The sequence below is a fragment of the Arthrospira sp. PCC 8006 genome (genome assembly GCF_046480465.1).
Taxonomy (GTDB): domain Bacteria; phylum Cyanobacteriota; class Cyanobacteriia; order Cyanobacteriales; family Microcoleaceae; genus Limnospira; species Limnospira platensis.
In genome coordinates this window covers 1-13,423 of sequence record NZ_PKGG01000146.1, presented here as the reverse complement: position 1 = coordinate 13,423, position 13,423 = coordinate 1, and the positions used below count along the sequence as shown (strand labels likewise).

Sequence of the window (13,423 nt, the reverse complement as noted above, 5' to 3'; positions counted from 1 at the left end):
TGTAGGTATTGCTATGGGAGGTATGGGTTCAGACGCAGCCATTGAAACCGCCGATGTAGTAGTTATGACCGATTCCCCCTCTTATGTCAGTCGTGCGATCGCCATCGGACGAAAAACCCGCCGCATTGTCTGGCAAAATATCGGTTTAGCTATGGGAATTAAAGGCTTTTTTATCATCTTAGGAATTTTCGGACTAGCCACCATCTGGTCAGCAGTATTCGCCGATGTAGGAGTAGCATTATTAGCCATTCTCAACGCCACCCGCATATCTGGTAAACCAGTTAATTGATACCTGTCCACCCCTGAATTGTCATGCAATCAAAACTCAACTATCAGCGCTTTGTCAGATATCTGGCAGAATAGGGGGGTATTAAGTTTAGATGCAAATTGGCTTTTATGTCGCTTATCTCTGCTAAACCAGCTTTACTTGTTCTGATTGACGGCACCAGCTATCGCGGTTGGTCCTTTGGCGCTCCAGGTACAGTTGTAGGTGAAGTGGTGTTTAACACCGGAATGACAGGTTATCAGGAAGTTTTGACCGATCCCAGTTATTGTGGTCAGATTGTCACCTTTACTTATCCTGAATTAGGAAACACAGGGGTTAACCCAGAAGATGAGGAGTCCAACAGACCCCAAGTCCTAGGTGCGATCGCCCGTAATATTTGCAGCCGTCCCAGTAACTGGCGTTCTACCCAATCCTTACCCGACTATCTCAAAGAACATAATATCCCCGGCATTTATGGCATAGATACCCGCGCCTTAACCCGCAAACTGCGAACTGTCGGGGCTATGAATGGTGGCATATCTACCGAAATTCTCGACCCCGGAGAATTGTTATCCCGAGTCCAACACGCTCCCAATATGGATGGGTTGAACCTAGTTAAAGAAGTAACTACACCAGAGAGCTACGAGTGGTCTGAGTCCACCGATACAGTTTGGGAATTTAGCCCCAGCTTGGAATCAAAAGAGAGCCCAACACCATCCCCCCGTTATACAGTAGTTGCCATTGACTTTGGAGTAAAGCGTAATATTCTGCGTCGCCTAGCCAGTTATGGTTGTCGGGTCATCGTAGTTCCCGCCAGCACCCCCGCCGCCGAGATCCTCAAATATAATCCCGATGGCATTTTCCTCTCTAACGGTCCAGGAGACCCCGCCGCCGTTTCCGAAGGTATTTCCACAACCCAGGAGTTACTCAAAAGTAACAAACCAGTATTTGGCATCTGTATGGGACATCAAATCCTCGGTTTATCCCTGGGCGCGAAAACCTTTAAGCTAAAATTCGGACATCGGGGATTAAACCAACCTGCTGGTTTAGAAAAGCGTCAGGTGGAAATTACCAGCCAAAATCACGGCTTTGCTCTCGATCCTGATAGCCTAGCCGAGGATGTAGAAATAACCCATCTGAACCTGAACGATCGCACCGTTGCTGGTCTCAAGCACAAAACCCTACCGCTATTTTCAGTTCAGTATCACCCAGAAGCCAGTCCCGGTCCCCACGACGCTGATTATCTGTTTGAGCAATTCGTCAAGGAAATGGAAAAAGCCAAGTAATTACCTGAGCCAGATTATTGGGGGGACAAACCGAGCCAAGTCCCCCTGTCTGTTGTCATCTCAAATTCAAGCCAACGGAATCAGATACCATAGACAATTATGGCAAAAATGGAATATACTAATGAAGCAGTATATGTGCTATCCAGTTAGGAGGGGGCTATTCCTGAGCAACTACACCTGACCGTTAGCCTCAGAGGGACTCGCGACGTTAAAGATAACTATCAAATATTTCGTCTGACCGGATTACTCGATGCCTTCTCAGAAGGTACGTTTCGGAAAATTATGTCTAAGTGTATCGATAATGGACCAAAACACATTGTGTTGGATCTTTCCCAGATAGACTTTGTAGACAGTTCCGGTTTGGGCGCTTTGGTACAACTCGTCAAGAAGGCTCAGACTAACGGAGGAACTTTACAAATTGTTTCTAATCCTCGCGTCACCCAAACCGTGAAACTGGTTCGTTTAGAAAAGTTTCTATCTCTACAGCAAACCGTTGAGGATGCTGTGGCGGCGGTCCCAAAAAGTTGAGTGATTGCTAGGAGTCTACCTATTTCCAGTAGACCGATAGGGTGTTTCCTGTCGGTCATGCTGTTTGTTGATTAAAAATTGCCTAATCTTCGAGGGTTTTTTAATGAGACCTCCTTCATCTCCCCATCGCAAATCTGGCCCGAACCGAGGAAAGGTTAAGCCTTCTTCATCTCGATCGCATTCTCCTCGGGAAGATAAACCAGCTATCCATCCCCGTCGTCGCGATCGCCCTGTGGCTTCAGCAGAGACAGAACCGCCAGAGGAAGATCTAATTTATGGTCGCCACACAGTCTTAGCAGCCTTAGAAAACGGCCGATCGCTTAACCGAGTTTGGGTAATTTCCCAATTGCGCTCAGATACCCGGTTCCAACCTCTATTACAAGAGGCGAAAGCCAAAGGCGCTATTGTAGACGGAGCCAGCTATCAGCGCCTAGACCAAATTACCAGAGGCGCTAGCCATCAGGGAATTGTCGCACAGGTTACACCTTATAAATATTGGGATTTAACCACCCTAATCACCCAGGCTAAATCTGCCAATAGCCAACCAGTCCTAGTCGCCGTTGATGGTATCACTGACCCCCACAACTTAGGCGCGATCATTCGCACCGCTGAAGCGATCGGAGCCCAAGGCTTGATTCTCCCCCAGCGGCGGGCTGTTGGTATTAATGCTACAGTGATGAAAGTGGCGGCCGGAGCCCTAGAGACTTTCCCGGTAGCGCGGGTGATCAACCTTAACCGTACTTTCACGGAACTTAAATCAGCCGGATTTTGGATTTATGGCACAGTAGCCGGGGAATATCAACCCCTGTATAAAGCTGATTTAAGCGGGGCGATCGTCCTAGTAGTAGGTAGTGAAGGGGAAGGGTTGAGTCATGCGATCGCCGAAAATTGCGATGTGCTACTTTCTATTCCCCTGTCAGGAGTAACCCCTAGCTTGAATGTCTCAGTAGCCACTGGTATGGCACTTTATGAGATATTCCGCCAGCGTCAGAGTCAGAGTCAGAGTCAGAATCAGAATCAGAATCAGAATCAGCATCAATAGCGATCGCTGCTGAAAATATGGAGTAAATTATTCGGTAATTACAGGTTCTTGAACCAAAACCCCCAGATCCGCCGATTCCAATAGTTTACTCCAAGCCTCTGAGACTGCCGGATCAGCATTACCATGAGACCGCAACTGAGCCAAAGTTGACATAGCATCAAACCACAGTCCCGCCTTTAAATATAGATCCACCTTCTCTAGTGGACTGGTTTGGTTAATTTGACTGGCTAATGCTGGGTCGATTTCTGCCCACCGGATGCCACCTTCGACTATGATATCCTCCGAACGGTCATCAGGATTACAAACGATGGAAAAGTACCACTTGTAATTATTGTTGGTTTTAATGTTMTGAGTGCTGTGTGATGGTATAGTCACACCCATAATTCCCCCTTGACCTCCGATTTTCAGGGTCTCTTCATAAATCACCGTGTCATTGGTGTTATCAATCAGCACAAACTCGGCTGTCTGGGTAGTTTCCATAGCAGGTAAGTAAAAATATAACCTAGGAGAGGCTTGAGCCGTTAACCCTATTGATCGAGAGGGGGCGATCGCCATCAAGGGAGTTCGATCAAATCTACAATTAGGGTTGCTACTCCTAGTCCCTCCTCCCACCAAGCGACCTGGTGGCTGATCACCATCAGTAGCTACCACAGATTCTATAAAAGGTGGTGTCATAGAAACCGTTAACACAGACACCGTACCCAGGATAACCCCTATCGGACCCGCAAAAAGTTTAAGTTTCAGAGTTATATCCCGATTATTCCCTGATTCCTAACATTATGATTATAGCAAGGTGGTTAACAGACAGTCATCAGTCAAATTACTGATATTCAACCATAGGAAGTTACAGATATTGAACGCCATACATAACCGAGTCCCCTAGATGTCCCACTATTTTGAGTACAAATAAAATTAGCTTATTATGATTGCAAAACGTTTTAAGCATTTAAATAGTCAAATTAATCGCTGTTGGTGTCGGTGTGTTAAATACATTGCCAAGAAACTATCATCCATATTCACTGATTACAAACAACCAATAAATCCGCATTTCTTATCAGTAAAACAGCTAATTACTATCATCCTAGCCAGCCTATTAACCACAGGGTTAATATCGGGGATTAGGTCTTGGGGAATTTTACAACCCCTATAATTAGAATCCTTTGATAGAATGATGCGCTTAAATAGTCATAATATTCCTGACCCTCGCCTACTAATTGTAGAGATTACAGAAGCAGATATTCAAGCTAACCAAAAGTGGCCGTTTTCTGATGAAATCTTAGCCCAAGCCTTAGCGAAACTGCAAGAATATCAACCTAGAGTCATTGGCTTTGATATTTATAGAGATGTTCCGCAACCTCCTGGAAATTTACAAATTGTTGAACAATTCCAAGCCGATAATATTATTGCCATTAAACAAATCGGAATAGTTGATCCACCGCCATCTATATCAGCCAATCAAGTAGGCTTTAACGATTTAGTAGCCGATTTAGATAATACTATTCGCCGTAACTTAATGTATGTTCGATATGATGGTCAAGAACTTTATTCTTTTGGCGTAAAAGTTAGCCACAAATATTTGGAATATCTCAAAAATCGCCCCATTATTCTTGAAGCACAACCCGGCTTGCTACAAATAGATAAAACTATATTTCCGACACTAGAATATAATTCCGGTGGCTATCAACTACCCCCATCGGAAGTTGGGGGTAGACAAATATTGATTAATTATCACACCAAAACCATAGCTAAAACTATCACGATGACCGAGTTATTAGAATGAGAATTTGACCCAGATTTGGTCAGAGATAAAGTCGTATTAATCGGGACAACAGCCACCAGTTCAAGAGACCTGCATCCCACCCCTTTTAGTCCTGGTCAAACCACTAATCATTTAATGCCCGGAGTAATAATTCATGCTAACATGATTAGCCAAATTCTTAAAGTAATTTTAGCGGGAGAATCTTTATTTTGGTTTTGGCCCATGTGGGGGGAGGTTTTATGGTTGTGGCTTGGGTCATTTTTTGGGGGGATTTTCGTAGTTAAATTTCATCGCCCCCTGTCGTTGGGATTACTAATTAGTATCAGCACGATCGCCCTTTGGAGTATCTGTTTTGTGCTATTTGGTCAAAAGGGATGGATTCCCCTAATTCCCCCAGCTTTAGGCTTATTATTTACTGGTGCCATTGTCTTAGCTTATAAAGTTCTTTATGGTTTATCCTATGATGTTCTTACCGATTTACCAACCCGCAACCTACTCCATCAAAAAATTCAGCGCCTTAGTAATCAGTCTAAATATACCCAAATCGCCCTGTTTTTTTTAGATTTATATCGCTTTCGTCTCATCAATGAAGGTTTTGGTCATGCTATCGGTGATCAACTGCTAATTTCTACTACTAAACGCCTCAAAAAGTGTTTACATTCTCAGGTTATTTTAGCGCGAGTGTGCGGGGATGAATTTGCGGTAATGATGCCGAATATCCAGAATATTGACCAGGCGATCGCCATGGCAAATCAACTGAAAAAAGCTCTCGCCGCGCCCTTTTATCTCAACGGTCAACAGGTATATACCACCATCAGTATTGGCATTGCATATAGTAACCAAAACCCCCATTTAGTTGCCCATGATTTATTGAGAGATGCCCATACAGCCATGTATCGCGCCAAGGCTTTAGGAAACAATCGTTATCAGGTGTATATCTCCACCATGAAATCTCAGGCTTTACAGCAGTTACAACTAGAAGCAGACCTCAGAGAAGCCATTAAAAATCAAGAATTTCAACTGTATTATCAGCCGATTATTGATTTAAAAACTAATCAGATAGCTGGTTTTGAAGCCTTAGTGCGTTGGATATCTCCCCAGCGGGGGTTTGTGTCTCCTGGGGAATTTATCCCAGTTTCTGAGGAGAGTGGTTTAATTATCCCCTTGGGGGAGTGGATTTTATTAGAAGGCTGTCGTCAGTTGGCGATCTGGCATCAAAAATATTGCCAAAATCCCCCTTTTATGTTAAGCATCAATCTATCAACCCGTCAATTTTCCCAAGTTAACTTAATTGAATGTGTTGATCAGATTTTGACTGAGACTGGCGTTGACCGTAATTGCATTAAATTAGAAATTACCGAAAGTGCAATTATGGATGATGTCGATGAGGCGATCGCACTCTTAGAAAGATTAAAAGCCCTAGGTATTAAACTGAGTATGGATGATTTCGGCACCGGTTATTCATCCCTAAGTTATTGGCATCGCTTTCCCATAGATACTCTCAAAGTTGATCAATCCTTTGTGCGTCGGATGGATGACAGCCAGCCAAATACAGAGATTGTCAAAACTATTATTATGTTAGGGCATAACTTAAACATGGATCTGGTCGCGGAAGGTATAGAAGCCGAAGGTAATGTCCAGACTTTGAAAAACCTAAATTGCGAATACGGACAAGGGTATTTTTTCTCCAAACCTTTGCCGGTCACAGCCTTGGAAGACCTGTTAAATAGGACGCTGTATCAATCATGAAACGAAAACAGGTAATGGTGCTATCGTTGCATTATCCGGAACCGGAAAAATGTCGCGTAAATGTATCAGTAGAGAACTTAGTTGACACTCCCCTCCCTGTCTAAAGGGGAGGGGATTCTTGATTCATAGACCCAACTGGCTTTGACAGGATTGCAAAAGCCAGAGTAATGGTCGAATCTCAGTCGCACGTTTGCTACGCAACGTTTCACGAACGGGTCTACGACCCTTCGCGCTTGCCCTAGCGTACACAAGGCTGACTTCAGGATGTTGATCGCAGCATTCCAAATTAGTCACCACCCGCCGAAAATCCCAGAGTCCCATATGCGGCACGGTTGCTCAGGAAGCCTTGAGCCGAAATCGCTTTGTGGAAATGGCGCTCGGACAAAAACTAGCGGGTTCCGGTCGTTTGTTGGACAATACCCAAGTGGCGATCGCCCATCCTGACACTTTTCTAGGACAACTGGAATTGTCAAACGGGTAGGCAATGCCCACCCTCCTACTACGACTTACCCCAAACTCTACCTAAATCTAATACAAAACCAGGTAACAGGTTCTCTCCGGATAACTCAGTTGGATTGGATAGCATTTCTACGTCCGAATCGGCTCGATAAACTTCTACTATTCGACGTTGCGGGTCGATTAACCACCCCAATTTTGCGCCATTTTCTAGATACTCTTGCATTTTTTCTGGCAGCGATTTTAGAGTATCCGAATCAGAACGTAACTCTACGACAAAATCCGGACAAATCTCTGGAAAAGTTTTCTTTTGTTCCTGGCTTAGTGCATCCCAACGGTCTTGACTCACCCAACAGGCATCGGGAGAACGATTTGCCCCATTGGGTAAAATAAACCCCGTGTTACAGTCGAATGCTTTCCCTTGTTGATAATTTTCGTACCAACAATACAATTGCCCAATGATACTAAAATTACGTTCTCCGGTTTCCCAACCCGTTGGTGGATTCACAATTAACTCTCCTGTGGCGGTTCTCTCCAGTTGTAATTCTCGATTACTGGCGGCTAGGGCGGCAAATTGTTCTTGGGTGACGTGAAGTTTCAGGGTTTTGGGGTATGCCAGCAATAGGGTATCGGTTTCCGATGTTTGAGGGGTCTGTACCATTTTGACTTCTCCGATGTAGAGATAGGCTAGTTAAATTTTAGGCGATCGCCCCCACTCCCTCTACCGACATCAGCCGCGATCGCCTCTAACCCAAGCAACACCGGCTTCAACCCCGTGGTTTCCGGTGCGGGGGCTCGAACTCTTTGCCGGTCATCTACGACCGGCGAACTGGATTCTACAGGTCAAGCTGGTGATATCACTATCAATACTAATCAATTAACTATTTCCGGTGATGGGGCGACTATTTTCAGTGCTACACAAGGTAGCGGTCAAGCGGGGGATATTAGCATTCAAACCCGACAACTACAAGTTAATAATGGCGCTCAAATAGTTGCCACTACTCTCGGTGACGGACTAGGCGGAAATATTGACGTTTTGGCGCTCGTCTATCCAGTTAGTCGGAACTTCCCCCACTAGGGAAAATCCCAGCGGCTTATTTACTTCTACCGGAACCCCAGACCGGTTTGGTCAAGGAAGCGCACCCGCCGGAAATATCCAAGTAAGAACTGGACAATTACAAATTTTAGACGGCGCTCGCATTTCGGCATCTAGTCAAAATCAAGGGTTAGGAGGAAGCCTGAATATTATGGCTTCCCAAGGGGTAGAATTTACCGGAACTTCACCGGATGGCTTTTTCCGTAGTGGCTTATTTGCCGAAAGTCGCAGTGAAGGAGAAGGCGGAAATATTCACCTCATCGCCCCGAATTTGCGACTTGACAATGGCGCGACTATTACCACTGAAACACCATCTAATAATGGCGGTAATATCAGTTTGGCGATCGCCGATACCATCACCCTCCGTCGCCAAAGTAGCATATCAGCCACCGCAGGTATAAATAGCGGTCAAGGTGATGGCGGGAACATCGATATCATCACCAAATATCTGTTTGCTATCCCCGTAGAAAATAACGATATAACCGCCAATGCTTTTTTGGGGACTGGGGGTAATATTACCATCACAGCTAGGGGAATTTTTGGCATTGAGTTCCGCCCCGAATTAACCCCCCTGAGTGATATTACCGTTAGTTCCGCCTTTCGAGTTGATGGGGTAGTCACAATTAATAATCCTGATACTGACCCCACCCAAGCACTGTTTGAACTACCCACCGGACCTATTGATGCGTCTCGGTTAGTCACTCTTAGTTGTTTACCAGGGTCCCAAAATAATCAATTTATTGTCACCGGACGCGGCGGTTTACCACCCAACCCCACCACCATACACACCGGAGAAAGTCCCCTCGAAGATTTGGGTAGCATAACTTTAGAATCACCAAATCTACAAGGTAGTGCTACAATTTACCAAGATTTTAGTACAGCAGGCAATTCCATCTTAGTTGAGGCTCAAGGGTTAGTGATGTATTCTGATGGTCGCGTTAGTTTAATTGCGCGTAGTCCTCATGCTTCCTCGTCTTCTATTCCCTGGCTAAACCCTCAATGCCGTCCTACTGTAATTCCCTAATTGTGTTGTGCCAATTCTATGAAATATCCTAGGCGTTTGACTTTTACCCTATTGATTTTATTGGGTTTATTGATTAGCCTGCTGTTAGCAGATACCATCTCGAAACCAGGTTTAACCCAAATTGTCGCCCCAAAACAGACTCCCATAATTAGCCAAGCCTCCGAGGGGTTACAGCAGGAACAACAGGGACGCGATCGCTATCAACAGGGGGATTTTCAACAGGCGATCGCTATTTGGGAGTCCGTCGCGCAAACCTACCACAACCAAGGATATTTCATAGCCCAAGCACGGGTTCTTAGTAACCTATCTCTGGCTTATCAACACCTGGGAAAATGGCAACCAGCCACAGAAGCGATCGCCCGCAGTATCGCTTTATTAGAGAATGCTGGACCCCCTGGCTTATCTGTTCTCGCCCAGGCTATGAATACCCAAGGTCAATTATATCTGGCTATGGGAAAGCCTGAAGCCGCCTTTAGCTCCTGGGAAACCGCCGAAAAGTTATATAATCGCGATCGGCAGCAAATGGGAGTTTTTAAAGCGAGAATAAATCAAGCCACCGCCCTACAGCAACTGGGATTATATCGCCGCGCTTCTTTACTGTTAGCCGATATCAGCAACAATCTTCAGCACCAAGAAAACTCCCGCGAAAAAGCGATCGTCCTCATTCGACTCGGCAACCTACTTAGTACCCTCAGCCGTTTTAATGAAGCCCAAATTATCTTACAACAGGGTTTAACTATAGCTACAAACTTAGACTTAAACTCCGAAAAAATTACCGCCCTAATTGGCTTGGGGAATGTCGCCAAAAACCATCAAGATTATACCACAGCTTTAGACTATTATCAACAAGCCTTAACTAGATCTCCTTCTCCTCAACAGCAGGTAGCTATAGAACTTTCCCAATTAAGTTTATTGGCTGAGACTCAGGACTGGCAAGCCTTTAGTCAACTATTACCAACCACAAAATCTCACCTAGATCAGTTACCATCAAACCACACAACTATCTATTATCGTCTCAACTTAGGACAGCATTGGTCTACCTTTCAACAAGCCCAAAATCCTCAATCATCTTGGCAGAATATTCTCCAACTGTATAGCCAAGCAACTCAAGAGGCGATCGACCTAGGAGACCAACGAGCGCAAGCCTTTGGCTTAGGTTATATAGCCAGTATTTATGAACAAACCCAACAATGGGAAATTGCCCAAAATATTACCCAAGATGCCTTAATCTTGAGTCAACAAATTAAAGCCCCAGATATTTCCTACTTATGGTTATGGCAATTAGGTCGCCTTCAACAGGTACAAGGACAGCCTGAAAAAGCCATATCTTCCTACTTAGAAGCCGTCAACCTAATTGGTTCCCTAAGTCAAGATATCGCCTCCGTCGGTCGAGAGTTTCAGTTTTCTTTTCAAAATAGTATTGAACCCGTGTATCGGGAATTAGTATCCTTACTATTAGAAACCACACCGCCGGGTCAGGTTGTCAGTCAGAATAACTTATCCCAAGCCATTAATGTAATCGAGTCTTTAAAAGTTGCTGAATTGGATAACTTTTTTAAAGCCGATTGTGTCGATGTTGTCAGTAGAAAAATAGATGAAATAGACCCCACAGCAGCCGTCATATATCCAATCATCTTACAAGATAATCTTCATGTAATTATCAGTAAACCTAATCATCCCCTAATTCATCATCAAACTAATGTCAGCAAAACCGAAGTAGACACAACTATCAAGCAACTGTCTCAAGGATTAGTTATTCGCAGCCGTCGAGATTTTTATGAACCCGCCCAAAAACTTTATAATTGGGTAATTCGACCCCTGGCTAATCAAATTAATCCCGAACAAGTGAAAACCCTAGTTTTTGTCCCTGATGGTTCCTTGCGTAATGTCCCCATGGCGACCCTTTATGATGGCGAAAAATATCTCATAGAAACCTATAGCATTGCCATTACTCCTGGCTTAAAATTACTATCCGATAAATCCATCAAACAGCTAGATTTAAAAGTTCTAGCCGGGGGATTAACCGAAGAAAGAGATGGATTTAGTCCCCTGAGTTATGTAGCCGAAGAAATCGCCACAATTCAATCAGAAACAGCCAGCACAGTCCTACTTAATCAAGATTTCACCAATCAATTAATCCGCCAAAAACTAGAATTAACTAACTACCCCATAGTTCACTTTGCTACCCACGGTCAATTTAGTTCTCGCTTAGATGACACATTTATTTTAGCTTGGGATAGTCGTATTAATATCCTGGAATTGGATAGTTTATTGACTGAAAAAACCCTCACAGGTCGTACACCCATAGAATTACTAATTCTCAGCGCTTGTCAAACCGCCTCCGGTGATAATCGTGCCACTTTAGGGCTGGCTGGAATGGCAGTTAAAGCCGGTGCCCGCAGTACAGTTGGCACTCTCTGGTCAGTGAATGACCAAGCCAGTAGTGAGTTAATGAGTGAATTCTACAGATTTTTAAATCAAAAGCCATTCAACAAGTCAGAAGCCCTCAGACAAGCGCAATTAAAGCTATTAAATAATTCCTTTTTCCGCCATCCATTTTATTGGAGTCCCTATATTTTGGTCGGTAATTGGTTATAAACATTTCTCTCTACTGATGATATAATCATCCAACATCCATCTTGACCAAGCAGGTAGCTAGAGCCCATGACCACTTCAACAACTAAAACCTTTATTGACCTATTTTCTGGAGCCGGAGGGATGTCCTGTGGCTTGGAAATGGCAGGTTTTCAATGTTTGTTAGGTGTCGATTTCGATAAATCTGCTATCCAAACTTTTCAAAATAATCACCCTCAAGCTGAAACAATTTGTGGCGACCTGCGGGAAATTTCTACCGAGCAAATTCGGGAATTAATTGGCGATCGCCACATTAACTTAATTTGTGGAGGTCCCCCCTGTCAAGGTTTTTCCACCATTGGAACCAATAATAATCTGGATAAACGCAATTTTTTATTTTTAGAATTTCTGCGGTTTGTTGAACAGCTTAAACCCGACTATATCATCATTGAAAACGTCACAGGTTTATTATCCCGCAAAAACGAAAACACCCTCACATCTATTTTAACTTGTCTACAGAATATCGGATATACTGTTGATGTCCGAGTCCTATCTGCTCATCATTACGGAGTCCCCGAAAAACGCAGGCGCACCATTTTTTTAGGTAATCGTTTCGGCGTACCCAATTTATATCCATCCCCACAATTTCAAGATAATGAACCAGATTTATACTTTCTTCCCGCTGCAAAAACCGTAGGATTTGCTTGGGAAAACTGGCTAACATATCAGGGAAAAACTTACAACCACGACCCCAGAACCGCCCAAATTCCCAATCATTTAGAACGTCAAAGAATCCAGCATATTCCCGAAGGTAAAGGCGTTCGTTATCAACCAGACCAACAGGCTTATTTACCCCCCGACTTATGGTATAATATAGATTGGGAAAAGCTGCGAGAATCCCGATTTAGGGAAACCAAACTTAAACGCCTAGCGCGAGATAGTTATTCTCCCACCATCAACACCAGTCGCACCACCTACTATCACCCCACAGAAAACCGTTATCTGACCCCCAGGGAAGCCGCAGCCATTCAGTCTTTCCCCCCCAATTTCATCTTTTACGGAACCGTAACCCAACAGTGGCGACAAATTGGCAATGCCGTTCCCCCTTTATTAGCCAAAGCATTAGGGGAAGCCATTTTAAAATTAGATTTAAAATTAGATCAATATCAAGATCAAAGGAAAACAGTCAATTCTATTCATAACATTCATGAAATTAGAGCTAAAGCATTCTCATATCGAGAAACAAGAGTTAAGGATGTTATCAAAATGACTCCCGAAGGAATTTTAAGAGAACAATTTTCAATATTTCTAAACGAGGAGAATTTAAAAAACATAAAATTTACATTACCACAATGCGATCATCCTCTTAAATTAATCAATGCAATTGTATTGATTAACAAAGGAGTAAAAGACAATCATGGTTTGGGTTATGAATTAGGCTATAGAGGTAAAGAAAAGTCGGTTAATCGACATGGACAGTTTGTTACTAAATCTTTACATCAACTTGGTTTAATAACCATAAAAAAAGCAAAAAATCACAAAATTGAAATTACTGGTTTAACAGAACAAGGAAGTAAAATTGCTGAGACTAAAGACATAAAATTGCAGCAACGTATACTTATCGAAGCTATGCTCAATAAATAT

General features: G+C 43.6%; 11 protein-coding genes and 2 pseudogenes. 11 read left to right on the top strand and 2 right to left on the bottom strand.

The genetic code is table 11. From position 1 onward, the window contains the following. The 4 genes and pseudogenes from B9T16_RS18700 to rlmB form a co-directional block, all read left to right on the top strand. Positions 1–289 (top strand): annotated as a pseudogene (locus B9T16_RS18700) (heavy metal translocating P-type ATPase); the annotation flags it as partial. A gap of 107 nt (positions 290–396) precedes the next feature. Continuing rightward, the gene (carA, locus tag B9T16_RS18695) at positions 397–1,551 is read left to right on the top strand and encodes a glutamine-hydrolyzing carbamoyl-phosphate synthase small subunit (protein ID WP_410245455.1); all 1,155 of its coding nucleotides are present in this window, start codon (positions 397–399) and stop codon (positions 1,549–1,551) included. A gap of 177 nt (positions 1,552–1,728) precedes the next feature. Next, positions 1,729–2,079, top strand: coding sequence for an STAS domain-containing protein (locus tag B9T16_RS18690; protein ID WP_197535930.1), 351 nt, complete (start codon positions 1,729–1,731; stop codon positions 2,077–2,079). 103 nt (positions 2,080–2,182) lie between these two features. Further along, on the top strand, positions 2,183–3,121 hold the full coding sequence (gene rlmB / locus B9T16_RS18685; RefSeq protein ID WP_006617744.1) for a 23S rRNA (guanosine(2251)-2'-O)-methyltransferase RlmB: 939 nt from the start codon (positions 2,183–2,185) through the stop codon (positions 3,119–3,121). Positions 3,122–3,148: 27 nt separating this feature from the next. On the opposite strand, the gene B9T16_RS18680 is transcribed toward rlmB, so the two are convergent. Next, positions 3,149–3,811, bottom strand: a complete 663-nt coding sequence (locus tag B9T16_RS18680) for a DUF928 domain-containing protein (RefSeq protein WP_410245454.1) — start codon at positions 3,809–3,811, stop codon at positions 3,149–3,151. A gap of 475 nt (positions 3,812–4,286) precedes the next feature. Here B9T16_RS18680 and B9T16_RS18675 point away from each other — a divergent pair. The 3 genes and pseudogenes from B9T16_RS18675 to B9T16_RS18665 form a co-directional block, all read left to right on the top strand. Further along, positions 4,287–5,801: pseudogene (locus tag B9T16_RS18675) on the top strand (CHASE2 domain-containing protein); the annotation flags it as partial. A gap of 24 nt (positions 5,802–5,825) precedes the next feature. Continuing rightward, complete coding sequence (locus B9T16_RS18670; RefSeq protein ID WP_410245456.1) at positions 5,826–6,629, top strand: putative bifunctional diguanylate cyclase/phosphodiesterase; 804 nt, start codon at positions 5,826–5,828, stop codon at positions 6,627–6,629. A 346-nt stretch (positions 6,630–6,975) separates the two neighbouring features. Continuing rightward, entirely contained in the window at positions 6,976–7,110 is a 135-nt protein-coding gene (locus B9T16_RS18665) for a hypothetical protein (protein ID WP_006624934.1), read from the top strand. Positions 7,111–7,128: 18 nt separating this feature from the next. On the opposite strand, the gene B9T16_RS18660 is transcribed toward B9T16_RS18665, so the two are convergent. Then, the gene (locus tag B9T16_RS18660) at positions 7,129–7,746 is read right to left on the bottom strand and encodes a Uma2 family endonuclease (RefSeq protein WP_006617742.1); all 618 of its coding nucleotides are present in this window, start codon (positions 7,744–7,746) and stop codon (positions 7,129–7,131) included. 114 nt (positions 7,747–7,860) lie between these two features. On the opposite strand from B9T16_RS18660, the gene B9T16_RS18655 reads away from it, so the two are divergent. The 4 genes from B9T16_RS18655 to B9T16_RS18640 form a co-directional block, all read left to right on the top strand. Beyond that, positions 7,861–8,163: a hypothetical protein gene (locus B9T16_RS18655; protein ID WP_006617741.1), complete on the top strand. Its 303-nt coding sequence runs from the start codon at positions 7,861–7,863 to the stop codon at positions 8,161–8,163. Beyond that, positions 8,114–9,205: an S-layer family protein gene (locus B9T16_RS18650; RefSeq protein ID WP_410245453.1), complete on the top strand. Its 1,092-nt coding sequence runs from the start codon at positions 8,114–8,116 to the stop codon at positions 9,203–9,205. Before B9T16_RS18655 ends, B9T16_RS18650 begins: the two co-directional genes overlap by 50 nt. Before the next feature lie 18 nt (positions 9,206–9,223). After that, complete coding sequence (locus B9T16_RS18645; protein ID WP_410245452.1) at positions 9,224–11,803, top strand: CHAT domain-containing protein; 2,580 nt, start codon at positions 9,224–9,226, stop codon at positions 11,801–11,803. 66 nt (positions 11,804–11,869) lie between these two features. Next, a partial coding sequence (locus tag B9T16_RS18640; RefSeq protein WP_410245451.1) for a DNA cytosine methyltransferase occupies positions 11,870–13,423 on the top strand: 1,554 nt, incomplete at its 3' end.